This window comes from Arthrobacter sp. SAFR-044 (assembly GCF_051965175.1).
GTDB lineage: Bacteria > Actinomycetota > Actinomycetes > Actinomycetales > Micrococcaceae > Arthrobacter.
On sequence record NZ_JBQCMK010000003.1, the window covers coordinates 17309 to 41492 of the forward strand.

Annotated in this window: 23 protein-coding genes; 8 read left to right on the plus strand and 15 right to left on the minus strand. The window is 63.2% G+C overall.

All coding sequences use genetic code 11. The annotated features are described in order from the left end of the window. Window positions 1-65 precede the first annotated feature (65 nt). Window positions 66-644 carry a pentapeptide repeat-containing protein gene (locus ACTHQS_RS05185; protein ID WP_440166702.1) on the minus strand — a complete coding sequence of 193 codons (579 nt, stop codon included), beginning with the start codon at window positions 642-644 and terminating at the stop codon, window positions 66-68. A gap of 384 nt (window positions 645-1028) precedes the next feature. Here ACTHQS_RS05185 and ACTHQS_RS05190 point away from each other — a divergent pair, with 384 nt between their 5' ends. Then, entirely contained in the window at window positions 1029-1469 is a 441-nt protein-coding gene (locus tag ACTHQS_RS05190; protein WP_440166704.1) for a hypothetical protein, read from the plus strand. Here the strand turns inward: ACTHQS_RS05190 and ACTHQS_RS05195 are convergent. Then, window positions 1455-2489 (minus strand): LacI family DNA-binding transcriptional regulator, encoded by a 1035-nt coding sequence (locus ACTHQS_RS05195; protein WP_440166706.1) that lies wholly within the window; start codon window positions 2487-2489, stop codon window positions 1455-1457. The genes ACTHQS_RS05190 and ACTHQS_RS05195 overlap by 15 nt on opposite strands. A gap of 234 nt (window positions 2490-2723) precedes the next feature. Between ACTHQS_RS05195 and ACTHQS_RS05200 the strand changes: the two genes are divergently transcribed. From ACTHQS_RS05200 to ACTHQS_RS05225, 6 genes are all read left to right on the plus strand, one after another. Then, window positions 2724-4076: an NAD(P)H-dependent oxidoreductase gene (locus ACTHQS_RS05200; protein WP_440166707.1), complete on the plus strand. Its 1353-nt coding sequence runs from the start codon at window positions 2724-2726 to the stop codon at window positions 4074-4076. 95 nt (window positions 4077-4171) lie between these two features. Then, a complete protein-coding gene (locus ACTHQS_RS05205) occupies window positions 4172-5203 on the plus strand; it encodes a DctP family TRAP transporter solute-binding subunit (RefSeq protein ID WP_440166709.1) in 1032 nt (343 codons plus the stop codon). An 83-nt stretch (window positions 5204-5286) separates the two neighbouring features. Next, window positions 5287-7206 (plus strand): TRAP transporter large permease, encoded by a 1920-nt coding sequence (locus ACTHQS_RS05210; RefSeq protein ID WP_440166711.1) that lies wholly within the window; start codon window positions 5287-5289, stop codon window positions 7204-7206. Window positions 7207-7209: 3 nt separating this feature from the next. Continuing rightward, on the plus strand, window positions 7210-8133 hold the full coding sequence (locus ACTHQS_RS05215) for an NAD(P)-dependent oxidoreductase (protein ID WP_440166713.1): 924 nt from the start codon (window positions 7210-7212) through the stop codon (window positions 8131-8133). After that, the gene (locus tag ACTHQS_RS05220) at window positions 8130-8441 is read left to right on the plus strand and encodes a putative quinol monooxygenase (protein WP_440166715.1); all 312 of its coding nucleotides are present in this window, start codon (window positions 8130-8132) and stop codon (window positions 8439-8441) included. The genes ACTHQS_RS05215 and ACTHQS_RS05220 overlap by 4 nt, the downstream gene beginning before the upstream one ends. Then, a complete protein-coding gene (locus ACTHQS_RS05225; RefSeq protein WP_440166717.1) occupies window positions 8441-8947 on the plus strand; it encodes a gluconokinase in 507 nt (168 codons plus the stop codon). The genes ACTHQS_RS05220 and ACTHQS_RS05225 overlap by 1 nt, the downstream gene beginning before the upstream one ends. Before the next feature lie 79 nt (window positions 8948-9026). On the opposite strand, the gene ACTHQS_RS05230 is transcribed toward ACTHQS_RS05225, so the two are convergent. The 7 genes from ACTHQS_RS05230 to ACTHQS_RS05260 form a co-directional block, all read right to left on the minus strand. Beyond that, the gene (locus tag ACTHQS_RS05230; protein ID WP_440166719.1) at window positions 9027-9971 is read right to left on the minus strand and encodes an alpha/beta fold hydrolase; all 945 of its coding nucleotides are present in this window, start codon (window positions 9969-9971) and stop codon (window positions 9027-9029) included. A 42-nt stretch (window positions 9972-10013) separates the two neighbouring features. Further along, entirely contained in the window at window positions 10014-10943 is a 930-nt protein-coding gene (locus tag ACTHQS_RS05235; RefSeq protein WP_440167407.1) for a carbohydrate kinase family protein, read from the minus strand. A 26-nt stretch (window positions 10944-10969) separates the two neighbouring features. Continuing rightward, on the minus strand, window positions 10970-12478 hold the full coding sequence (locus ACTHQS_RS05240; RefSeq protein WP_440166721.1) for a glycoside hydrolase family 32 protein: 1509 nt from the start codon (window positions 12476-12478) through the stop codon (window positions 10970-10972). A 111-nt stretch (window positions 12479-12589) separates the two neighbouring features. Then, window positions 12590-14197 carry an ABC transporter substrate-binding protein gene (locus tag ACTHQS_RS05245; RefSeq protein WP_440166723.1) on the minus strand — a complete coding sequence of 536 codons (1608 nt, stop codon included), beginning with the start codon at window positions 14195-14197 and terminating at the stop codon, window positions 12590-12592. Between the two features lie 72 nt (window positions 14198-14269). After that, window positions 14270-15229: a carbohydrate ABC transporter permease gene (locus tag ACTHQS_RS05250; RefSeq protein WP_440166726.1), complete on the minus strand. Its 960-nt coding sequence runs from the start codon at window positions 15227-15229 to the stop codon at window positions 14270-14272. 7 nt (window positions 15230-15236) lie between these two features. Next, window positions 15237-16214, minus strand: coding sequence for an ABC transporter permease (locus ACTHQS_RS05255; RefSeq protein WP_440166728.1), 978 nt, complete (start codon window positions 16212-16214; stop codon window positions 15237-15239). Then, window positions 16211-17221, minus strand: coding sequence for a LacI family DNA-binding transcriptional regulator (locus ACTHQS_RS05260; RefSeq protein ID WP_440166730.1), 1011 nt, complete (start codon window positions 17219-17221; stop codon window positions 16211-16213). The genes ACTHQS_RS05255 and ACTHQS_RS05260 overlap by 4 nt, the downstream gene beginning before the upstream one ends. Window positions 17222-17467: 246 nt before the next feature. Here ACTHQS_RS05260 and ACTHQS_RS05265 point away from each other — a divergent pair, with 246 nt between their 5' ends. After that, entirely contained in the window at window positions 17468-18520 is a 1053-nt protein-coding gene (locus tag ACTHQS_RS05265) for an LLM class flavin-dependent oxidoreductase (protein ID WP_440166731.1), read from the plus strand. 123 nt (window positions 18521-18643) lie between these two features. On the opposite strand, the gene ACTHQS_RS05270 is transcribed toward ACTHQS_RS05265, so the two are convergent. From ACTHQS_RS05270 to ACTHQS_RS05295, 6 genes are all read right to left on the minus strand, one after another. Further along, complete coding sequence (locus ACTHQS_RS05270; RefSeq protein ID WP_440166732.1) at window positions 18644-19861, minus strand: flavin monoamine oxidase family protein; 1218 nt, start codon at window positions 19859-19861, stop codon at window positions 18644-18646. Continuing rightward, window positions 19858-20901, minus strand: a complete 1044-nt coding sequence (locus tag ACTHQS_RS05275) for an alcohol dehydrogenase catalytic domain-containing protein (protein WP_440166733.1) — start codon at window positions 20899-20901, stop codon at window positions 19858-19860. The genes ACTHQS_RS05270 and ACTHQS_RS05275 overlap by 4 nt, the downstream gene beginning before the upstream one ends. Window positions 20902-21068: 167 nt before the next feature. After that, the gene (locus tag ACTHQS_RS05280) at window positions 21069-21350 is read right to left on the minus strand and encodes a hypothetical protein (protein WP_142118113.1); all 282 of its coding nucleotides are present in this window, start codon (window positions 21348-21350) and stop codon (window positions 21069-21071) included. A gap of 140 nt (window positions 21351-21490) precedes the next feature. Further along, on the minus strand, window positions 21491-22384 hold the full coding sequence (locus ACTHQS_RS05285; RefSeq protein ID WP_440166734.1) for a LysR family transcriptional regulator: 894 nt from the start codon (window positions 22382-22384) through the stop codon (window positions 21491-21493). A gap of 358 nt (window positions 22385-22742) precedes the next feature. Further along, entirely contained in the window at window positions 22743-22805 is a 63-nt protein-coding gene (locus ACTHQS_RS05290; protein ID WP_440167409.1) for a thioredoxin domain-containing protein, read from the minus strand. 57 nt (window positions 22806-22862) lie between these two features. After that, entirely contained in the window at window positions 22863-24113 is a 1251-nt protein-coding gene (locus ACTHQS_RS05295) for an MFS transporter (protein ID WP_440166736.1), read from the minus strand. Window positions 24114-24184 lie beyond the last annotated feature (71 nt).

The following is a 24184-nucleotide window of genomic DNA, read 5'->3' on the forward strand; positions in this document are numbered from 1 at the left end:
TTGGGACGGTCAGGCTGCAGCTGACGGTGTGGGAGCAGTGGGCGTAGTTCCTCGCCAGGCAGGCTTCAGGAGGGGCAGTTGACTGCTTCCGCACTTGGGGGAGGAGTGAAGCCCTCAGGCCAGATGGTTGAGGAGTCCCAGCAAACGTCAGACAAGGCGGCGCTATCCAAATTTTTTACGTCGGTGAAATCCGCCCCTTGGAGAGAGCTTCTGCTGAAATCAGTGCCTGATAAGTCGCTCCCTTTAAAGGATGCTGAAATGGCATATGCATGAACTATCTTGGCGCTCTTCAGGTGCGCGGCGATGAACTTGGTCTCGTGCAACGTGGTATCACTCAGATCTGCTCCTTCGAGATGGGCCGCATTAAATCCGGCGGCCGGAAGGAAGGCGTACTTCAGGTCCGCGTCGTTTAGGTTTGCGTTAACCAGTTGCGCACCCGGAAGTCTCAGGCCCGACAGGTTTTGCCTCTCAAGATCCAGGCCTCTGAACGGACGAGGAAGGTTCGGATCATCAGAAGAGCGTTCCCTGACAAAACGCAAGTTCTCTATTCGTTGGTCGTTGTTTGCTCGTTGCAGCTCAAAGCACGCTGTAAATAGGAAGGTGATTACGCCGACGATTAGTCCGATGACGATTCCTTCCGACACTCGCTGTCGGACTCTACTTCTACGCATGGTCTCACCCGTATCGTCATAAGCACTGAACCGATCCCCCAGGCTTATGCAGATATGGTCCGCAGTAGGGGGCAGACTTGCAATAGCGGACCTGTAATTGCGGGTTACTTTTAGGGGTTCTCTGCAAAAGGGGGGTATTCGCTGGATGATCACACAGAGAGCTTCTTGACCCCTTGGTTTGTTATCGGTTCGGAGGTCTGCCCTTCAATGGAATAGAGCCTCCACGCTGGCAGTGCCGTCGTCGACCCTTCCATGGAAGGTGCTTCGCTTGGGACCGTCAGGCTGCAGCTGACGGTGCGGGAGCAGTGGGCGTATAGTTCCTAGGCCGGTCCGGAGATGCAGGACTAAACTTTAATGATGAAACTGAGCCACATTCCCCTCCGCCTGGCCACCGGAGCCTTCATATTGAACGCCGGCTACAGCAAGCGGAACCTGGACAAGGACAGCGCCGCGCAAATGCAGAGCATGGGGGCCAAGGTGTACCCGCAGCTGGCCCGGATGGAGCCGGAAACGTTTGGAAAGCTGCTCAGCTACGCCGAGATGACCTTGGGCGCAACGCTCCTGGCGCCGTTCGTGCCGAGCCGGCTGGCCGGGCTGGGCCTTGGCCTCTTCTCCGGGTCCCTTCTCACCATGTATCGAAGAATTCCGGAAATGACTTTGGCGGACGGGATCCGGCCAAGCCGGCAAGGCACCGCGCTGGCGAAGGACGTCTGGATGTTCGGAATTGCCCTCGCGCTGATCCTGGACCGGAACCGCGCAAAGAGCTCTTCGCCGAATCGGACCCTAGCGAGCGCTTGACAGGATGAGGGGTGCGCAGCTGTTGCGCGGCAGGTAGTCGGCTTTGACCTCGATGCGCCGTGCCCCATCCGGCAGCTTCCCCTGCATCCGCCCGAGGACCAGCTCGATGGCGTGAACGGCAAGCATGTCGAGCGGCTGGCGGATGACGCTCAACGGGGGAGTGGTCAGTTCGGTCCAGGGATTGTCGTCAAAGACAATGAGGGAAAGCTCGTCCGGGATGTCGATGCCCATCTGGACGAGCCGCCGGACGGCACTTTGCACTTGTGCGGTATTGGCAACGATGAGTGCCGTTGGCGGTTGACGCATCGCAAGCAGTGATCCGACGGCGCCGCCACCAGCGTCCCCGCGGAAAGGCACGTCACGGATAAGCGTGGGGTCTACGGGCAGGTCTGCGTTCTGGTGGGCGGCCTTGTAGCCGTTCAGCCTGGCACTTCCGGTGGAGGTGGTGAGCGGGCCCGTGATCAGCCCGATCCGGGTGTGGCCGAGGCTTAGGAGATGCTCGGTTGAGCGTTGGGCCGAGTCGAAGTTCTCGATGCTCACGACGTCGACGTCTTCGAGTTCCTCGATGGCACGGTCGATGAAGACGACGTTGACGCCGAGGTCCCGCAGGCGCCTCCATTTTTCAATGTTGCCCCCGGTGGGAGTGGCAATAACGCCGCTCACGGACCGGTCGAGCAGGGTGTCCAGGGAGTCCGCCTCCAGGTGCGGATCTTCCTGCGTGGTCATCAACACCACCTGGACGCCATGGCTGCGCGCTTCCCAGACGATCCTGTCGGCCAGGCGGGCGAAAAACGGGTTGGAGAGGTCGGTGACCACCAGGCCGATGGTGAGTGCGTGCCCCGCGCTGAGCTCTCGCGCGGCCGCCCTGGGCCGGTACCCCAGTTCGTCGATGACCCGCAGGACTTCCTGCCTTTTAGTAGGCGCCACCGGCCCCGAATCCGGGTTAAGGACCCGTGAGACCACGGAGACGGACACTCCTGCAGCCGCCGCCACATCGCGAATAGTAGGCGCTTTGCGCACCGCTCCTCCTTGAGACACAAGCCCTCGTCGTCATTACCTACGCCATCCCTTTGCCGGTTCGCTTCATTACGAAGGGCCGGGAAGGTGATCGTTGACACAGCTTACCAGCGGCTGGTACAAAAGTGGAACCGGTTCCACTCCGGATAGTTTTCCCTACCGAATGCGACAAAGAAGTTGTGCCATCCGGCCTGCCGGAGGTGCTTTCTTTCGCCAGGCACCCCTTAGAGAGATTCCGTGAACCTTCATAAACTCCTCAGCGAGCGCGAGCAGCAAGCGCGTCCCATCCGTGTTGGACTGATTGGCGCCGGCCGCTACGGGACCATGTACCTGGCCCAGGCCAACAACATTCCCGGCATCCACGTCGTCGCGATCGCCGATATCAACGTCAAGCGGGCCCAAGGCGCCTTCGAGCTGGTGGAGTGGCCTGCAGCGCAGGTTGCTCCGGACATCGCCACAGCTTTGCGGGACCGATCCACGGCCATCGTTGCGAATGCCGATGAGCTGTTCGACGTCGACATTGACGTCATTGTCGAAGCCACCGGCAACCCGATCGTCGGCATCAAGCACGCCCTGAAGGCGATCGAAACCAAGAAGCACATCATCATGGTCACCGTCGAAGCCGATGCCCTCGCCGGCCCGGCGCTGGCCAAGCGGGCCGAGGAAGCAGGGGTCGTCTACTCCATGGCTTATGGGGACCAACCGGCCCTCATCATGGAACTCGTCGACTGGGCCCGCACCAGCGGCTTTGACGTGGTCTGCGCCGGCAAGGGCGCCAAATACCTGGAGCACTACCACGAGATGAACCCGGACAACGTCTGGGAAAACTGGGAGTTCTCCAAGGAACTGACGGACTCCGGCCAGCTGAACCCCTACATGCACACCTCCTTCCGCGACGGGACCAAGGCAGCCATCGAAATGGCAGCGGTTGCCAACGGAGCAGGGCTCGCACCCTCCGATTCCGGCCTGAGCTTCACGCCCGGCAACGTTGAGGAGATCGCGACGATCTGCCGCCCTGCCGCCGTCGGTGGTTCCCTTGCCCATGAGGGAAGCGTCGACGTCATGTCCAGCGTCAACCGCGACGGCAGCTGGATCAGCCACAACACCCAGGAAGGCGTCTTCGTCGTGGTCAAGGCAACCAACGATTACGTCTCCGGCTGCTTCAACGAATACCCCTGGCACCCGGACCCCACCGGCCAGTACGCCGCCCTGTACCGCCCGTACCACTACGTCGGCCTCGAACTGAACATGTCCATTGCCAACGCAGCCCTCCGCGGCATCCCCACCGGCGGGCCGGTCGGTTTCTACGGTGACGTGGTGGCCACCGCCAAGAAGGATCTCAAGGCCGGGGAATTCCTCGACGGCGAGGGTGGCTTCACGGTCTGGGGCAAGCTGGTTTCCGCGAAGCACTCGGTTGCTACCGGCGCCCTGCCGGTCGCCCTGGCACACCATGTGGAGCTGCGTAACGATGTGCCCAAGGGAGCGATCGTTGGTTGGGACGATGTCATCATTGATGACTCCCTGTCCCAGGCGCTGGAACTCCGCCGGGAAACCGAAGCGCTCATCGCCACCCCCGTCACTGTCTCCTGAACCAGTTCCCCTGGCTCCAAGCCAACCCGCTGCCCTCGGCCGTCCGCCGTGGCTGCCGCGCAGCACCGCATCCTTCCAATGAAGAAAGGCATCGAATGAACCTCAAGACCCGCGCCATCACCGGGGTACTGGCTACCAGCCTGGCTGCCGCCCTGCTGTCCGGCTGTGCCGGCGGAACCCCCGCCGGCCAGACCGGTCCGGTGGCCAAGATCCAGCTCTCCATCCCGGATCCGCTGACCTCCTCCGTCGGCGTGAGCGCCCAGCACTTTGCCGACCAGGTCAAGAAGACCTCCAATGGTTCCGTCCAGGTCACCGTGGTACCCAACGGCACGAGCTTCAGCGGAGACCAGAATGCCGCTGTCACCCGGCTTCAGGGCGGATCGCTCGACGGGCTCATCCTGTCCACCTCCGTGTACGCCTCGGTGGTGCCGGAGATGAACGGCATCAGCATCCCCTACCTGTTCGCGGACACGAAGGAAGAAGCAAAGTTCCTCGCCGGGGAACCCGGAAAGGTCCTGAAGGACAAGCTTGCCGCAAAGGACACTGTGGCGCTCTCCTTCCTGACCCGGACCGGCCGGGAGATCACCAACTCTGTGCGCGCGATTGAACAGCCGTCCGACCTGAAGGGGCTGAAGATCCGGGTGCCGGGCAACACCCTGTGGACCGACTTCTTCGGAAAGCTGGGGGCAAGCCCCACCACCATGGCCTTCTCGGAAGTCTTCACCGGCCTGCAGACCGGAACCATCGACGGCCAGGAAAACCCGATTGAGGTTCCTTGGACGAACAAGTTCTCCGAGGTGCAGAAATACGTCTCCATGACCAACCACATCAACGACGCCTGGGTGCTGGCCCTGTCATCGAAGAAGTGGGATTCACTGACGGATGACCAGAAGAAGGCACTCACCACCGCTTCCGAGGAAACGGCAACCTTCAAGACGGGCTACGACGAGGAACAGTCCAAGAAGCAGTTGGATGAGCTGGCGGCCAAGGGCATGAAGGCCAACGAGCTCAGCGCGTCCGGACTCGCTGAGTTCAAGGCCACCTCCCAAAGTCTCTACCCGGAGTTTTCCAAGCTCATCGGCAAGGAATTCTTCGACCAGGCCATCGCCTTCGCCGGCAAGAAGTAACGACGGCGGGTGGGAGCCCTCCCAGGGGTTCCCACCCACTCTCCACCGAAATCCCGCTATCAATGTCGACAGTCTGGAACACCATGAAACCCACCGTTGCTCCCCAGGACTACGAGGAAGTCCTTCCCCTCGAAGCGGAGGAAATCCTTCACCACGACCACGTGCCAGCCCGCTGGAGCGGCGCAGCATGGCTCGACAAGACGCTCGAATGGGTTGTGGGGGCGGCGATTCTCGCGGAGCTCGTGGTCATTCTCCTGAACATCACCGTCCGTGTCATCACTGGTGACTCAGTGCTTTGGACACAGGAGGTGTCCGAAATTGCCCTGCTGACTATTGCCTTCATCGGGGGTGCGATCGCCTACCCGAAGGGCGCCCACATGTCCGTCCAGGCGCTCATCATGCGCCTGCCCGCAACCTGGAAGCCCTACCTCGCGGCGCTTGTGGACTGGCTCGTCTTTGTCATGAGCGCCGGTGCGCTTGCCTTGTTCGTTCCCACCCTCGTGCAGCAGCTTGAGGAAAAGACCCCCATCCTTCAGCTGCCAGTGTTTTGGGTCAATATGCCCTTCTCGGTGGGCATGGTCCTCATCGCGTGGTTTGCCCTCGTCAAACTCCGGCGGCAGCCCTGGCGTCCCGCCGCCGTTGGTGCCGGAATCGCGGCGGCCCTCGTCGCCGTCGTCCTCGTCTCGCCGCCGCTGTTCTACTACGCCTCCCCGAACGTCCTGCTCGTGGTGGTCCTCGTGGCCCTGTTCGGCCTGCTGTTCCTGGGACTGCCCATTGCGTTTGTCCTGGCCCTCGCCTCCGGAATCTACCTGTACCTGGGCGGCATTTCCGACGTCAGCGCCATCCCCATCGGCATGGCCTCCGGCGCCAAGGGCTTCGTCCTGCTGGCCATCCCGTTCTTCATCCTGGCCGGTACGGTTATGAACTCCGCGGGCCTTACCCTGCCGCTGGCCAAGCTCGTCGACGCACTGATCGGCCATCTCCGCGGCGGCCTGCTGCAGGTGGTGGTGGTCACCATGTACATCTTCTCCGGCATCTCCGGCTCCAAAGTCGCTGACGTAGCAGCCGTTGGCACCACCATGCGCGGCATGCTCGAAGAACGTAAATACCCGCGGGGCGAAGTGGTGGCCGTCCTGTCGGCGTCTGCCATCATGGGCGAAACCATTCCGCCCAGCATCGTCCTGCTCATCCTGGGCTCCATAACCACCATCTCAACCACCACCCTGTTCCTGGCAGGCTTCGTGCCGGCAGCCTTCCTCGCCCTGGTGGTCATGGCAATGGTGTTCCTGAGGGCGCGCAAGCAGGGAGGCGTTCCAAGCGCCAAGGCCACATGGCGGGCCCGCGGCTCCGCCACCTTCTTCGCCCTGCCGACGCTTCTGCTGCCCGTCGGCATGGTGGTCGGGATCCTGAGCGGATTCGCCACCCCCACGGAAGTTTCCTCGGTCGCCGTCGCCTACGCCTTTGTACTCGCGGCAGCCTACCGACGCGGCAGCAGGCGCCTGCTCGGCGACACCCTGCGCGAAACGACGACGACGGCGGGCATGGTGCTGTTCATCATCGCGGCAGCGTCACCCCTGGCCCAGACCCTCGCCCTGGCCGGCGTCTCCCAGCAGATCCACGACCTGATGTCCGGGCTGGGTGACTCTCCCATCCTGTTCATGCTCTTCACTGTGGTGCTGCTGGTCATCATGGGCCAGCTGCTCGAAGGCCTCCCCGCGGTGCTCATCTTCGCCCCGCTGCTCCTGCCGATCGCCACCGACTTCGGCGTGAATCCTGTGCAGTATGCCATGGTCCTCATCATCTCCATGGGCATCGGCTCCTTCGCCCCGCCGGCAGGGGTTGGCTTCTATGTCGCCTGTGCCACTGCCCGCGAAACCGTGGAAAACAGCCTCAAGCATTTCTGGCCGTACTTGGTGGCGGTGTTCGTGGGCCTCCTCGTCCTCGCCGCCGTGCCCTGGTTCAGCACCTTCCTTCCCGCCCTCGCCGGCCTGATCCCCTTCTAATCCATGACAGAAATCAGACCTTCCTCACCCCTTGACCCTGGCACCTCGGTTTCACTGCTCGGCACCGGCCCCATGGGAGCCCCCATCGCCAGGAACCTTATCGACCGCGGGGTTCCTCTGACTCTGTGGAACCGGACCCTCCACAAGGCCGAAGCCATCGAAGGAGGGACAGTAGCCCCGCGGCCGGCCGATGCCGCCGCGGATGTTGTCCTCACCGTCCTGCCGGACCTGCCCCAGGTCGAAGCTCTCCTGGAAGGGGAGGACGGCCTGCTCGCGGGATGGGCACACGCAGGCGTGGCTGAACCTGTCCTGGTCATCCACGGCACCGTGTCACCCACGGCGGTCGCCGCCTTCGCCGCCCGCTGCAAGTCCCTCTACGGCGTAATCGTGATCGATGCACCGCTCAGCGGCGGGACCATCGGGGCGGAGCAGGGCCGGCTGAGCATCATGACGGGTGGGCCAGCTGGCGTCGTCCAATGGCTTACTCCGCTTTTAGAGCTTTACAGCTCCACCGTCCTGTGGTTCGGGGAGGCGGGGGCCGGGGCCATCGTCAAAGCCTGCAACCAGATCGTGGTGGCGGCGACGGTCGCCGCCTTGTCCGAGTCGATGGCGTTGGCGAAGGCGTCGGGCCTGGACCTGGAAAAGGTCCAGGCAATCCTCAAAGGCGGCCTGGCCAACTCCGAGGTCCTCCAACAAAAAGGCGCCCGCTGGATCGCAGAGGATTTCCATGGCGGCGGTTCGGCAAAGAACCAGCTCAAAGACCTGCGTTTCGTCACGGAGGCCGCGGCGGACGCCGGGCTCTCGCTGCCCCTCGCCACCACTCTTAGAACGGAATTCCAAACAATGGTCACCGATGGCCTCGGGGATCTTGACCACACTGGCATCTACCTCAGCATTACCAACAATCGAGTTAAGGAACCATCATGACCATCGTCGTCACAGCAGTATTCACACCCAACGACGGCGCCCGCGACCAGGTTGTCGCAGCCCTCGAGCCCGCCATCGCCGAGGTCCACGAAGAACCCGGATGCCTCCTGTACGCCATCCACGACGCGCCCAACGGCCAGATTGTGATGATCGAGAAGTGGGAGACGGCTGAACTGCTCGACGCACACGGAGTCGGGGACGCCGTCAAGCGCCTCAACGCTTCGCTCGAAGGACTCCTGGCGGAGCCTGTCGAGGTTACCCGCCTGGTTCCCATTCCCGCCGGCACCGCCCGGCAAGGCGCCCTCTAATGCCCCAAAGCATCGTGGTCATGGGGGTCTCCGGTGCCGGAAAATCCTCCGTGGGCCAGGCGCTCGCCAGCCAGCTCGGGGCCAGCTTCATCGATGGCGACACCCTGCACCCCGAAGCAAACGTCAGAAAAATGGCCGCAGGTGTTCCCCTCACGGATGAGGACCGGTGGCCGTGGCTCCACCTCGTGGGTACCCAGCTGTCCGCCAGCACGGAAAACGCAACCATTGTTGCCTGCTCAGCTCTGAAAAGAAGCTACCGGGATGCCATCCGTGCGGCCGCGCCGGACACGGCGTTCATCCTGCTGCAAGCCGACAGGCCGGCACTGCAGGACCGCCTCACCCAACGCCCCGGCCACTTCATGCCGGCGTCGCTGCTCACCTCCCAGCTGGAAACCCTGGAGGAACTCCACAACGACGAATCCGGCCTGATGGTCGAGTCGACGGGAGGCATCGACACGACAGTGGAACGGATCCGGAAGCTGTTGAAGCAAGCAGCAGAGGGCTGAATTTGCCGGGCTGGAAGGGACGACGACGGCGCGGGCGAGTGCCGTCGTCGTACCTTCCGCGGGAGGTGCTTGGGGACCGTCAGCTGCCGACGACTCGCTGGATGAACTCGACCGTCTCGCGCTCCGTCTCGGCTCGGGTGGTGGGTTCGTTGTGCACCTCGTGCCGGACGCCTGGGAAGACGCGGGTGCGGACGTCCGCGTGGCCCGAATCGGCCAGGCGGTTGGCCACGTGGTAGGCGCCCTCGCCGTAGTTGGTCACGGGGTCCTGGTCGCCGGCGAGGATCAGGACGGGGAGTTCGGCGGGGAGCTGTTTGTACCAGTCGTCGGAGGTGACCTGGTCGTAGAGGTCCACGAAGCCCTGCAGGAAGCGGGCGCTCAGGGGTGCGCCGAAGTTGTTGAAGGGGTCCCGGCCGTGGTCGGCCACCACGTCCGCATTCAGCGCCACCCAAGCGGTAGGTCCGGCACCTTCGCCGAAGCGGCCCAGGAAGCCGTCGAACAACTGGGCCACCAGTTCCTGGGGTGCCGGCTCTGCACCGCGCTCGCCGGAGGCAAGCCTGGCCAGTTCGGGACGGTCGACCATTTTCTCGATGCCGCGCATCTGGGCGGCGATGCCGCAGAGGACCAGGCCGGACAGCTGTGTCCGCGGGTCCACGGCCATCCCGCGGGCAATCATGGAGCCCCAGCTGTGGCCGAACACGACGTAGGGAAGCGAGGGGAGGGCTTCTTTGGCCTTGGCCTGGAGGGTGACCTCATCGGCAACCACTACGCTGGCGGCGTCCTCGCCGGCGTCGCCCCAGGTGCCCTGCTGCATTGCGGTGCGGCCGTGCCCGGAGTGGTCGCCGGCCACCACGATGAACCCCGCGTCCACCAGGGTGGAGATCAGGTGGAGGTAGCGGCGGGAGTGCTCGCCCAGCCCGTGGATCAGTTGCACGATCGCCTTGGGCTGGCCGATGGGTTCGTAGACCCACGCCTGGATGGTGTCGCGGCCGTTGGCCGACGTGAACTCGATTTCCTGCAGTGACATATGTTCCTCCCGTGCCGGCGCCGTCGCTGGCTTGTGGCGAGTCTACTGAAGCCGGGAGCGGAGCTCTTCTGCGGTCGGGGGATTGGCGCCGGGCCTGGACACCGTGATTGCCGCCGCCGCGGCGGCCGTTCGCCCCAGCTGCTCCAGGACGGAGGGTGCGTAACCGTTGGCTCCACGGTTGAGGAGTCCCAGAATCAGTGCGGACATGTAGGAGTCACCGGCGCCGATGGTATCCGCGACGATGGTCTTCACGGCCGGGACGTGGACGCGGCTTGATGTTGCAGCCAGCAGCGAGCCGGACGAACCCCTGGTTATGACGGCCAGGTCCGCTCCCAGGCCCAGGATGTGGTCGGCTGCCTGTTCCACGTCCCTGTGCGGGTAGAGCCACGCAGCGTCCTCGTCGCTGAGTTTGACCACGTCTGCGAGGTAGACCAGCTCTTCGAAATTGCGTCGTTCTTCGGCTTGGCTGCCGAGCAGGTCCGGCCTGATATTGGGATCGTAGGTGATGGTGCACTTGTCGCGGAGTTGCTGGAGGATGGCTTTGACGCTTTTGGAGCCCGGGGCCAGGGAACTTGCGATGGAGCCGGTGTGAAGGACCTTGGGCGGGGTATGTGACAGGTCGAGCGGCGCGGGGTCCCATGTGATATCGAAGGCGTAGCTGGCCGAGCCATCCGGGGTGATGGTGGCTGCCGCCGTCGAGGTTTTCTCCAGTGAGCGGGAGCCGGGCATGAGCTTCACTCCGCCGCCGGCAAGGTGCTGCTCGAGTGCCGCGCCGCGGGGATCATCGCCGATGGCGGTGAGCAGCCCGGTGTTGATTCCCAGCCGGGCCAGGCCGTAAGCCACATTGGCGGGGGATCCGCCGGGGTGCTCGTTGGTGCCATCGGATGTGGTGACGATGTCAATCAGGGCTTCCCCGATGACGACGGCGTCCAGCGCCTGGGGTGCGGGGTTCGGCTTCCCGTACTCGTGCATTTCTGTCATTCCCGGCTTCCCGCGTCCTATGCGAACTGTGTGACCTGAAGGCGGTTGATGGTTGCTGAGCCGCCGGTCGCGTAGACAGCCAGGCCGGTGCTGGTCTCTGCCGGAAAGATCAGTTCGGTCATGGTGACGTGGCCGCCCTGGGCAAAGACTTCGACAGAGCAGTGGTCCACGAAAATGGTGAGCTGGTAGGAACCGTTTTTTGTGCTGACGGGGGCGGTATCGATGGATGGGAAGGATTCGTGGAAGTCCGTTTGGCCCGATTGCCGCCGGTCAATGACCAGAAATCCTTCTTCAGGGCGGACCGCCACACGGGTTCCGACCACGCCGTCGCCACGGAGAATGAGGCCGAATTCGCCGGCAGTTCCGGGGGTGAACGTGACTTCGATGCGCTGGACTGCGCCGGCGGCGCCATCCAGGAGCTGCACGGCGTCGGAGATAGTGGTTCGGGACAGACTGAAATCCCGGGAGGAGTCAGCCCGGGTTGACCAGTCGCCCACTGGTTGCTGGACAAGGCGAAGGTTGCCGTCAACGGCTGCGAGCGTCACCTCGCGGGCCAGGGACATGGGGCTGCGCCAGGGTGATGTGGGGATGCGCTGGGCGTATTCCCAGTTGTTCATCCAGGCGATCATGAGGCGGCGGTTGTCGGGGGCGTCGCTGAAGGAGACGGCGGCGTAATAGTCCCGCCCCCAGTCGAGCCACTGATATTCAGCCAGCCTGCTGGGGTCCTGCTGGCCTTCGGTGACGGTTGTGGCAGAGGTAAAGGTGGTCCCGTCGAAATCGCCGACGAAGTATTGGCCGGCCGAGCCGCTGTTGGGTCCGCCGGGGTTGAGGTTGACGGTCAGGACCCACTTGAGGTCTTCCGGGTCTCCGTCCACGGGCAACTGGAAAAGGTCGGGGCATTCCCAGACGCCGCCGGTGGCGTTCGCCGGGCCGAAGGTGCTCAGCAGTTCCCAGTTCTTCAGGTCGTCGGACTTGTACAGGACCACCTGGAAGTCTTTGGCTTCGACGGCGACCATCACCCAGTAGGTGCCCGCACCGCCGTCGTACTTTATGACTTTGGGGTCGCGGAACTCTGCGGAATGGCGGTCCAGCACCGGGCTGCCCGTGTGCTTGGTCCAGGTGTAGCCGCCGTCCAGGCTGTAGGCCAGGGACTGCGCCTGGACGCCCTCATGCCCGGAGCCGGGTTTGAAGGCGCTGGTGTAAATGGCCACGAGCGGGGGGACGGCCTCGGTGCCGAAACCGCTGGTGTTGCTCCGGTCGTAGACGATGCTGCCGGAGAAGATGTCCTCATTCTCGTCGCAGCTGATGGCGACGGGGTGCTCTGTCCAGGTGAGCAGGTCGGTTGAGGTGGCGTGTCCCCAAGACATGTTTCCCCAGACCTTGTCCAGGGGGTTGTTCTGGTAATACAGGTGGTAGACGCCTTCATGGAAGATCAGGCCGTTGGGGTCATTGAGCCAGGTGTTCCGTGCGGCGTAGTGCAGGGCCGGCCGGAACGTTTCGGCTGTCGTGGCGGTGGCGGCAGTCATGAAGGCTGTGTCTCGTTTCTGTGCAGGTTCAGATTTTGGGAGCATCCGCGTATACGGGTACCCGGCAGTGGGGTGGGCCGCTCTGGAGCCGGCCCACCCCACTGGTTGGAGCTAGGAGTTCTTCTTGTAGCGGTCGTAGGCCTGCTGGTAGACCTCGATCATCTTGTCGACTCCGACGTTCTTGAGCTGGGAGACGTATCCGTCCCATTCCTGCTCGATACCTCCCGAGACGATCCACTTGGCAGTGTTTTGCTTCACCAGGGAAGTGACGTCAGTCTGGATGGTGCTGATCTGCTGGAGTTCCTCGTTTGACAGGGCCACCGGCGGGTATCCGTCATTGCCGGCGAAGGGTTTGTAGAGCTCGTTGACGGTCTTCTGGCGTTCCGCTGCCCGCGGTTCCGGGGCGACGACAGTCTTGAAGTTTTCAGCGGTGTTGGCCTTCGGGCCGCCGGGGGCAACTTTTTGGCGGCGTTCGCCTTCGCTGGTGCCTGCCGGCGCCGGCACCTGGGTCAGCAGGCCGCTGGCGTCCTTTTGCAGGGTCTCGCCGATCGGACCCCAGTTGGCCTGGGCTGACTGGATGGGGTCGTAAAGGTTGTCGGCCCACCGCATGGTGGCAGCCGGGTATTTGTTTGCCCGGGTGATGGCGAAGGCACCGCGGGCGATTTCCTGGTTATTCGACTGGCTGGCGATCCGCTTGCCATCAGCCCCTTCCAGTACGGGGACGAGGGCATAGTCCTTGGTGCGGTCTGCGCCCACCATCTCGGGGATTTCCCACCACACAAAAGAGCCGAGGTTTTCGGTCGCGGCTTTGCCCTTGGCCAGGTAGGCCTTGTCGTCCTGCGAGAAGGACTCGGGATCGATCAGGCCTTCCTGGTACCACTCGTGCAGGGTCTGGAGGGCCTTCTTGTAGCCGTCCTGGGTGGCCGTAAAGATGACCTTGTCGTCCTGGACAATGCGGTGGTCCATGTTGTCCGGCACCCCGCCCAGGGCGGCGATCAGGTCAACAATGTCTCCGCACCAGGAGCCGGGGATGAAGCTCAGGGGGATGGTGCGGCCGGTCCCGGAGGCGTCCTGGTTCTTGAAGGCGAGCAGCGCGTCATGGAACTCACCGATGGTCTTGGGCATCGGGATGTTCAGTTTCTTCAGCCATGACGTGTTGATGGCCAGGGCGTGGGGGAACTGGACCAGGCCGAGTTCCTCGACTGAAGGCAGGGAGTAGATGTGCCCGTCCGAGGAGGTGATGGCGGCCTTAATGTCGGCCCGTTCGGAGAGCAGTTTGGAGAGGTTGGGGGCGTTCTTCTCGATGAGGCCCTCGAGTGGGATGAGGGTGCCGCTGGCAGAGTAGGTGGCGATCTCCGCGTCGGTCAGGCCGGTGTTGAAGAACGCGTCGGGCAGGTCGCCGCTGGCGAGGATTAGGTTCTTCTTCTCCTGAAACACCGACTCTGGGAGGTTTTCCCAGTTGATGTGGATGTTGGTGGCCTTTTCCCAGTCCTTCACCACCGTCATGGTGTTGTAGTCCGGCGCCAGGGCGGTCTTGGTCCCTGAGAACTTCAGGTCCAGTTGCTTGCTGACGATCGGGAAGCCGGTTTCCTGGAAACCGAAGTCGGCGGAGGCGTCTTTGACCTCCGTGGAGTGGGAGCCGCCGCCGGAGCAGGCGGTGAACGTCAATGTTCCGGCCAAGATAGCGCCGAGGGCAGCGTATTTACGGCTGAAGGCCATGGGTCATTCCTATTCTGAGGTGGGGTGCTGGTTGCCCGGGGGCGGTTGCCTGGGCGTGGTACGTGGGGAGGGCTATTTGACTGCGCCGATCATGGCGCCCTTGGTGAAGTGCTTCTGCATGAATGGCAGGGCAATCATGAGGGGCAGGCTCGAGACGACGATCATGGCGTACTTGGTGAGCTCTGCGATCCTTTGCGCGGCGGCATAGGAGGCGATGTCCCCGCCGGTGGTACCGGTGGATGAGACGTCGGACTGGATAAGGATGTTGCGCAGGACAAGCTGCAGCGGGTACTTGGAGTCGTCGTTGAGGAAGATCAGGGCGTCGAAGAACGAGTTCCAGTGCGCCACGACGTGGATCATGATCATGAGCATGATCAGTGGTTTGGACAGGGGGAGGACCATTTTGAAGAAGAACTTGAAGTCGGTTGCCCCGTCCATCTGGGCGGCTTCGCGCAGTTCATTCGGAATGGTGTGTTCGAAGAAGGACCTGGCGATGATCAGGTTCCAGACACCTACGGCTCCGGGCAGTACGACGGCCCAGACGGTATTGAGCATGCCCAGGTCGCGGACCACCAGGTACTTAGTGATGAGTCCGCCGTCGAAGAACATGGTGATGACGAACAGCAACATCAGAATTTTCCGGCCGGGCATGTCCTTGCGGGACAGGGCGTAGGCGCCACAGAGGATGGTGGAGACGCTGATGACGGTGCCCAGAACGGTGTAAATGAGGGTGTTGCCCAGTCCATTCCAGATCCGGCTGTCGGCGAAGATCCGTTCGTACCCTTCGGTGGTGATCCCCGAGGGGAAGAGCCAGACCTTGCCTTCGTAGACTGCGTTCGGGTCGCTGACGGAGGCGATGACGATGAAGTACAGCGGGTAAACGACGGCGAGGATGGACAGCAGCAGGACAGCGGCGGCGCCAATACTAAAGGCACGGTCACCGTACTTCTCACGCAGGCTCTGCTTTCGCTGGCCGGGGCTGACGGGCCGGGTGGGGTTCTCGATGGTGCGGGGGTTGGCAGTCACGGACATATCGGCATCACCACAGGGTCGCTTGGTTGGCCCGGCGCGCGATCGTGTTGAAGACGAGCAGCAACACCAGGTTGAGGAGGGAGTTGAACAGGCCGATGGCGGCCGAGTAGCTGAACTGCGCTTGCTGCAGCCCTGCGTGGTAGACGTAGGTCTGGATGATTTCCGAGGAAGAGATGTTCAACGGGGTCTGCATCAGCAGCGCTTTCTCGAAACCAACGTTCAGGAGGTTGCCGATAGCGAGGATGAACAGGATGGTTACCACCGGCATGATGCCGGGCAGGTCGATGTGCCGGATGCGCTGCAATTTGGACGCGCCGTCAACCTTTGCCGCATCATGCAGTGCCGGATCAATCGCTGCGAGGGCTGCCAGGTACACGATCATCGAGAAGCCGGCGTTCTGCCAGACATCCGAGATGACATAGATGGGGCGGAACCACTCCGCTGAACCCATGAAGAAGACGGGCTCGACGCCGGCCAGCTGGATGGCATTGTTCACCAAGCCGGATCTGGGGGAGAGGAGGACAAACATGATGCCCACTACCACAACGGTGGAGATGAAGGCTGGCGAATACAGCACGGTCTGGGTGAACTTCTTAAACCGCTCGCTTTGCAGCTGGTTGACCAGCAGCGCCAGGATGATCGGGATGGGGAAAGCAACCAGGAGGCCGAGGATGGCGATCCACAGGGTGTTTCCGACCACCTGGCCGAACTGGTAGGAGTTCACGAACCTGATGAAGTGCGTCAGGCCCACCCATGGGCTGTCGGTGAACCCGTCCACGGGGTTGTAATTCTTGAAGGCGATCTGCACGCCGTACATGGGCCAGTACTTGAAGACCAGGATGTAGACGACGGCGGGTGCTAGTAATACGTATAACTGCCAGGCCCGAGAAATTCTTTTGAGGCGGAGCGAAAGAGAATTTTTCCGTTGCGGCAGCGGCGTCGCAGCTGGACGGCCCCGCCGCGCCGGGATGGTGCGGCTGCTCATGGCATCTCCTTTGGATGAGTCACAGAGTTCCGTTCGATAAGAGGGCAGTCCATGAGCTCGACCCGGCCATCGGGTTCCGCGTCCTGGAGAATCAGCTCGACCGCGCGCCGGCCCATGGCGACGAACGGCAATTCAAAGGTGGTCAGGCCCGGCCGGAGGAACGGCGCCAATGTTGCCTGGTTATCGAAGCCCACAATGGACACATCCCCAGGAATCGACAGGCGCAAATCCGACACCGCCTGGTAGGCGCCCCAGGCGCCGCGGTCGTTGGCGCAGAAAATCGCGGTGGGCGGGTTGCTGGAGGTCAGCAGCTCCATCGCGTACTTGTAGCCGTCTTCCTCGCCGCCACTGCCAAAGCGGACCAGATCCGGATCCAGTTCCACCCCTGCTTCCTGAAGTGCTTTCCGGTAACCCTCGTAACGTCCGACGGCGGCGGGCAGCTCACTTTCAAGGCTCTCGATGTTGATCATCGCGATCCGGGAATGACCGGCTTGGAGCAGTCGACGGGTGGCTGCATTTCCGCCTTTGACTTCGTCGGGAGCCACGCTCGCAACCCGTCCGGCCCGGTCCTGTGAGTTCAGCACCACGGATCGGATGCCGGCTAACGCTTCCGGGACATCCAGGCGGCGGTGGTACATGCCCGCGTAGACCACTCCGGCAACCTTGTAGGAGAGCATCGCGTCCAGGGACGCGGCCTCAAGCTCTTTGTCGCCGCCGGTATTGACGGTCAGCAGGAGCAGCCCGTCCTCCCACGCCCGCTGCTGTGCGCCTTCGATGATGGCGCCGGCAAAAGGGGTGGTGGCAACGGTATCGCCAATGAACCCGATCATGCCGGCCACGCCTTCGCGCAGTGTCTTGGCGTGAGCGTTGGTTCGGTAGCCAAGCTGGTTCACGGCGTCCCGGACCTTTTTGCGGGTCTCTTCCGAGAACCGCGATCCTGAAGCCGAATTGAGTACCAGGGACACTGTGGCCTGCGAGACGCCGGCGGCAGCAGCGACGTCGTGCATTGTCGGTCCTGACTTTGGCCGTGATCCAGCCATGGGCACCTCCTCGGGTCGCTTGAAGTTCTAGCTAGTTATTCGTATAACTTGCACAACTGTAAGGTGAATCACGAGGGGGAGTCAAGCATTACGTCAACATTGGCAGCGCACATGCTCCGTTGACAGATCGTCACGTTCCGCCATGCTTCAGGAGAACGCTGGGTCGGGCCGCATATTCTGAGGTTCAGTCACCCGCCCTCCCGAAGGAAGCCGATGCCGCATCCCGCCAATCCCCTGCGGAAGCTGGGGTTCCTGACCATTGGCCTGTTCGATCCCGCTGATCCGGCGGCCGGCCACGAGTCCATGCTGCAGATCATCGAACTGGGGGAGCGGCTGGGGTTCGACAGCGCCTGGCTGCGCCACCGCCACCTGCAGTTCGGGATCTCGTCCCCGGTCGCGGTGATGGCTGCGGCGAGCCAGCGCACGTCCCGGATCGAGCTGGGCACGGCCGTGACTCCGCTGGGCTGGGAAAACCCGCTGCGGCTGGCCGAGGACCTGGCCACCGTGGACCTGCTCGCCGGGGGACGCCTCAACCCCGGGGTGAGCGTGGGGGAGCCGATGCAGTACGAGACCGTGAAGCATGAACTGTATCCCGATACCGCGGAGGTGCAGGACTTCAGCTACGCCCGGGTGGAGCGGTTTGCGCGGTTGGTGGCGGGTGAGCCGGTGCGCGAGTTCTCGGGCAAGCAGGGCGTGGTGGAAGAGTTCTCCAACCGCGTTGAGCCTCATTCGCCCGGGCTGCGGGACCGCCTTTGGTACGGGGCCGGCAGCACGAAGTCAGCGGTGTGGGCCGGTGCTAACGGTTTCAATCTACTCTCCAGCAGCGTGATCTTCCCGGACAAGGACCAGGAGCCGGACTTCGCCCTGGTCCAGCAGTCGCAGATCCGGGCGTTCCGTGAGGCTGCAGCTTTGACGGGGCATGCTGGGGCGCGTGTTTCGCAGGGTCTGGTGGTTATCCCGACTGACTCGGCGACTCCTGCTCAGCGGGAGAAGTACCAGCGGTATGTGGACGAACGCACCCCGCGTACTGCTGCTCCGCAGGGGCCGAAAGGCATGATGTTCGCGGCTGATCTCATTGGCACCAGCGAGCAGATCGCCGAGCAGCTGTACGCGCACGCCGGCTTCCAGGAAGTGGACGAGGTGGCCTTCGCCCTTCCGTTCAGCTTTGACCACGAGGACTATGTGCAGATTCTTACTGATATGGCAGGGAAACTGGGTCCGGCTCTGGGATGGACACCAGGGGGAGGAAACCACCCGGCGACGTAAGAGCGCACGCTAGGGTCGTACGCCTGCCTGGCAGCCTCACCTGCAGACTCCTCTAAAGTCCAACATGTCAGTTTGGACCCTAAGACTGTTGGTCGTATCCGTCCGCAAAGTGCCCAACAGGCCCTATTCTGACGCAAAATTACACCCCAACCTGACGTCAGGTTGGGGTGTACGCCAACTGATGCCGCGGTTCAACTTAGGAGCACTCACTTCCGGGGAAGGGATGCCCGTAGGCGGTGTATGAAATCTCATTTCGGGCGAGGTCATGGAACGGGTATCCCTTGAGATAGTGATCGCCTGAGCGGCACTGCGGCCTGCGATAGCTGCTCCTTCGAGGTGGCCAGCGTACGCGGTCGCGGTCTCGGTGGACGCCCAGTGTACGCGGTTATGGATGGGCTGTTGGAAGAGTGGGTTGCCGTAGCTGCTTGTTCCCGCATCTTCCTGGTTTCTCGGCTGTGTGTAGGGCTCGGCGCTCCAGTCCATGACGTGAATTTCGGTGGGATTGCTTGCGTCGGCGCCGAACAGCCGTACAAGCTGGTCGTTGAATGCGTGCGCAATGGCGTTGGTTCCTTGTCGGGGGAGTCCTGCGCAGGGAGCGAATCCGAAGATCGCTGCAGGCTCCCCGCCCGGTCCGCTGTGGTCGTGGAATTCACGGAAAGGACCACTGTGGCTGATGGCGGATCCGGAGAGGCCGATGCGGCGCCAGAACGGGCCGGGGTAGACCGCGACGGCCTTGATCATTCCGCCCATCCACACCGAAGTACGCTTACAAAGCTCTTTGAGGTCGTGCGGGAGGACTGGGACGAACTCAATAGACTCCGCTGCCAGGGCGGGTGGGACGGCGAGGACAACACGTTGTGCGCTCAGCTCCCGTCTGTGGGTGCGTATCTGGACGTCATCGCCATCGACGGTGATTGCTTCGACAGGCTCGTTCAGGGCGAGCGATCCTTCCGGAAGACGGCGGGCCAGTTCGATGGGGAGGGAATGTGCTCCGCGTTCGAAGCGGAGAGATGGGGAGCCAACAGGGTTGCCGTGCAGCCGCCGGCTTCCATCCTGGCCGGTGTCGAAGAGTGCGTCTCCCGCCAATGACTGGGGAAAGCTCGCGAGCCCGAGGGTTTCGAGCATCGATCGGACCCGCAGTTCGTTCTCCCAAAACCATGTAGCGCCGAGGTCGATGCCCGCCTCTGCGGAGTTGATGCTGAATGCCCGTCCTCCAACACGGTCGCGGGCTTCGACGCACAGGACTTTGTGGCCGGCGTGGAGGAGTTCGTACGTTGCCACGAGGCCAGCGAGCCCGGCTCCAATGACGACGACGTCGTAAGAGGCATCCGGAGAGGTCATGGGGCATCCGTCGGGTCGAGGACAATTCGGAAGCGGGCTTCGCCCGCAGCAAGACGGGTGAGAGCTTCGTTCGCTTGGGCAAGGGGCATCTGTTCGGTCATGGGTTTCACGTCGTTGAGCTGCGCGAACCGCATGGCTTCTTCGGTGTCTAGAGCGCTGCCGGTGAGGTGGCCGGTGATGAGTTGCCCGTTCATGACGAGTTGTCCGACCGGAATGGAGAGGCTGGCTGCGTCCACTCCAATAATGGTGAGGCGTCCTCGGATGGCGAGTCCGTGCAGGAGGCCTTCCAGGGGCCCGGTTGTGGGAGCAGTGCAGAGGATCAGATCCGCGGCTCCGAGTGCAGCGAGGGCCGTTCCCGGGTCCTCGGCGGTGCTGTCGATGTAGTGGTGCGCGCCGAGTTGGTGGGCAAATTTGGTGCGCTCTTCGCCCCTGGCGATGGTAACAACGCGGTAGCCCATTTTCGCGGCGAACTGGATGGCGAGGTGTCCGAGGCCGCCAATGCCGAAGACCGCTACGGTCCCGCCTGCCGGGACGGAAGCTTCGCGGAGAGCGTTGAAGGTGGTGACCCCGGCGCAGCCCATTGGTGCCGCCTCGGTAAATGCCATGCCGTCGGGGATCCTGGCGAGGGCGTCTGCCGGGACGGTGATGGTCTGGGCCCATCCGCCGGGGTAGGACAGTCCGGGGATCTTCCGTTGCGGACAGTGAACGACGTCACCGCGCCTGCAATATGTACATTGGCCGCAGCTGCCACCGAACCAGCCCACAGCTACTCGGTTCCCAGATTCCCAACTGGTGACGCCTTCACCGATCTCTGCGATAGTCCCGGCGGCTTCGTGGCCGGGCGTCACAGGAAAGGTGACACCCTTCCCCCTGGCGCGTGCTGTGCCGATATCGGCGTGACACATGCCTGTGGCGGCAACGTCAACCCGTACGTGGCCAGGCGGGGTCGCGGTCAGGGCCCTGTGAACGAGGTTCAGCGGCTGGCCGGGTTCCGCGACCTGCATGGCCGCCAGTCCGGGCGTAACGGGGGTGGTGGACACCAATGGTCCTTTCATCAGGTGCTGGGGGCTTCTTCTGGGTGGCGCTGACCGGGCGGAGGGAGTGGGACACCAGCGATGCCCACTCCCTCCGGTGGAACGTCAGTTCCGCAGGGCCCAAGACTCCGCCCGCGGCGTCCGGACCGTCCGGTCCTGAACGAGGGCGAGCGTCAGACGGTCTCGTAGATCCGGACTTCCGGCTCGGCCTTAAGCAGGGGAGCGAGCGCGACTACGACGTCCTGGGTGAAGAGATCAGTGGCCAGATATTTTTGCGCGCAGTCAGTGGAGCCGAATCCGTGCAGGACCTGCACGTCTTCCTCGCGCACCAGGAGCTGTTTGCTTTGGGCACCGCCAACGGTGTCCAGGAACGGCTGCTTGAACTTCTCGTACACGGCGGCCGCGGCCTCGCGGTCGGCATCGTCGATCTTCAGGGTGATTTCCAGGTAGGCCATATTGAGCTCCAATAGTCGTAAAGGATTCGCAGCAGGTGGCTGCGCCTTCCCAACGCTATGAACAGCAGCGCCTCCACGGTAGAGGACGGTAATGAATACGGACATAACCTATCGTTATGCCTGCGTGGTCCGAGGCTTGATCAGCTGTTGTGCTCGACAAGTCGGCCTGCGAGATGGACGAGTTGGTTGGCAATGGGGGAGTGGGGGCTCCAGATCGTCTCGTAGAAGATCTCCAGGACGCTTCCGTCGGTATCGAGGATTTCGCGGTACGTCGTATCGGCGGCAGCAAGCTTCGACTTCGGGAGCATGGCGGACCCGAGCCCGAGCTGCGACCATTCCTCGAGGACCCGGTAAGTGCCGGCCTCGCCCGGGTAGGCGGTGATCGCGAGGTCGTGCTCGCGGATCAGGCTGCGGGTGAAGGCGGTAAGGCCGCACGTGTCAGGCATCAGGATCAGCTGTTTTCCCGCGAGGTCCTCTACGCGGGCCCGTCCTGCGCCTGGCCGGGTTTCCACCAGGACCAATGGCTCGGAATCGATGACCCTGTGTTCGTAGCGGGGCATCGGCGCCACGGAGGGAACGATGATGATGTCCAGGTCGCCGTCCACGAGGGCACCGCGCAGTTCGCTCATGTTTGCTTCTCGCAGCACCAGTTGCTTGCGCGCGTCCTCCCCGGGCTCGTCGCAGACGGCCCGGTAGGCGCTGGCCACGAGCTTTGGGTTGATCAGGGGAGAAACGCCGAGGCGGATCGTCTCAGGTAAGGGCTCGTTCCACCTCGCGGCTTCTGCGTGGACGTCGTCAAATGCTCTGAGGGCCTGCTCGATGCGCGGCAGCATCGTGTCTCCGAATCTGGTGAGTGCTACACCGCGGGGGGAACGATCGAACAGCTTCTCTCCCAGCGATGCCTCCAGCTTCGCGATCCCGTTCGACAAGGCGGGTTGGGTCACTCCGCACGTCCTCGCTGCGGCACTGAAAGACCCCGTTTCCGCGACGGCCCGCGCGTACCGCAGGCCTTCTATGCTCACTCGTTCACCCATAAGCACAGGCTATCGCTGAGGGCTTCTGGGAACGGAGTTCCCTTGGACTCTGAGGCCGGCCACTGCTCCCGAGCTCGTACTCAGGCTGGGGCCTACGACTGGAGGGAGTCGTTCGGTGTCTCCTCTTGCCTGTCCGGGATTTTGTGCCCGGCCGGCGTCCACATCGAGGGCGCGCACCTGCTCCGTCAGTGAGTCCCGCGCAACAGCAGGCAGCGCCCCTGGTTGTGAATAGAGGCGGATCCCGTCGCGGAAGATCATCAGCGCAGGAATCGAGCTGATCTGTGCCCGGGATGAGAGTTCCGGCTCAGCTTCCGTAGCTTGGTGAAGACGATGTCGGGGCTTGTGCTCGGAGGCCTGTTCAAACACCGGGCCGAAACGCCCTGCAAGGCCCACACCATGAGGCCCAGAAATCGGCCAGCACGATGCCGTCGGCGGAGACGATCCGCTCGAAGTACTGGAGGGTGAGATCTCGGGTGGGTCAGGACGGGATTCCTTTCGGGGCGATGGCCGTGAGCGCGGTCAGAGGTATCAGAGCAATGATGGCGATGGCCGCCAAGGCTGAGAAGCTGGTGAACATCAGGATCGGACCTGCCGTGAAGGCGGCCGCGGCTCCGAAAAGGTTGGAAAGGGCATCGAGGCCTCCTTGTGAGGCGGCCCGTGCCTGGCCGGATACCGCCACACTGAACAGGGCGGAACCTCCGACGTTGCCGAAGGACCAGCCAAGGCCGAGCAGGATCAGCGATGCCATCATCCATCCCATGTCGTTCGACTTGATCATGCCGATCGTCAGAGAAACCGCAAGGAGGACGATACCGGTTGCGATAGTCAGGCGGTGGCCGATCCGGTCCGCCGCGATGCCCACAATGGGGGAAACCCCATACATCCCCACGATGTGGAGGCTGATCGTGATGCCAATGAACGTCACCGATCCGCCTTCGTGCTCGATGTGCACCGGCGTCATCGTCATGATCGCCACCATGACGAGCTGAGAGGTAAGAATCGCTACGACGGCCAGCCGCGCGGGCGGGTTCCGCCGGAGCTCGGCCAGCATGGCCCGGGGCCGGCCACGCCCTGCAGGCGGGGCGGCCACCGCGCGGCTGCCCGGGCAACCGGACTCGTTGACGGCATGGGCTCGGGCGAGCAGAAGGGGGTCGGGCCGCAGCAGCGTAAAAACAAGGCCTCCGGCAGCGGCGAGGCATCCTGAGGCGATCAGGAACGCTGCAGCGAACACCGTCAGGCCCGTTGCACGGCCGATGACTTCACCGGGCACCCCAAGGTTCGGGCCGAGGACGCTGCCGATGGTGCCCACCCAGACAATGAGCGCTAGCGACCGTGCGCGGTGACGGGGGGTGGAAAGATCTGTTGCGGCAAACCGTGCCTGCAAGCTGACCGCGGAGCCCGCTCCGATAAGCAGCAAGCCTATGAATAAGGGAACGACCAGGCTCCATTGAGCGGCAGCGACAAGAAGGCCGGAGCCGGCCGCAGCAACCCACCACCCGCTCGCCAGTGCAACTCTCCGCCCTCGGCGTGCCGCAAGGTTGCCCAGGGGAAAGCCCAGCAAGGCCGCGCCGAGTGTGCTTGAGGTACGGGCCAGCCCGGCCCATGCTTCGTTGTCGGTGACCTGGCCGGCCAGGAGCACGCCGATGGAAGGAGCGATGCCAACACCGACCGTGCCCACGACTTGCATCGCCGAAAGGACGACCATCGTGCGGCGCTGGAGGCGCTCCACGTCCTGTCCTGCGCTTTCAATGTGGCTGGCGGGCAACGTGGATATTTGGGTCCTGGTCATCTTCTTCTTCG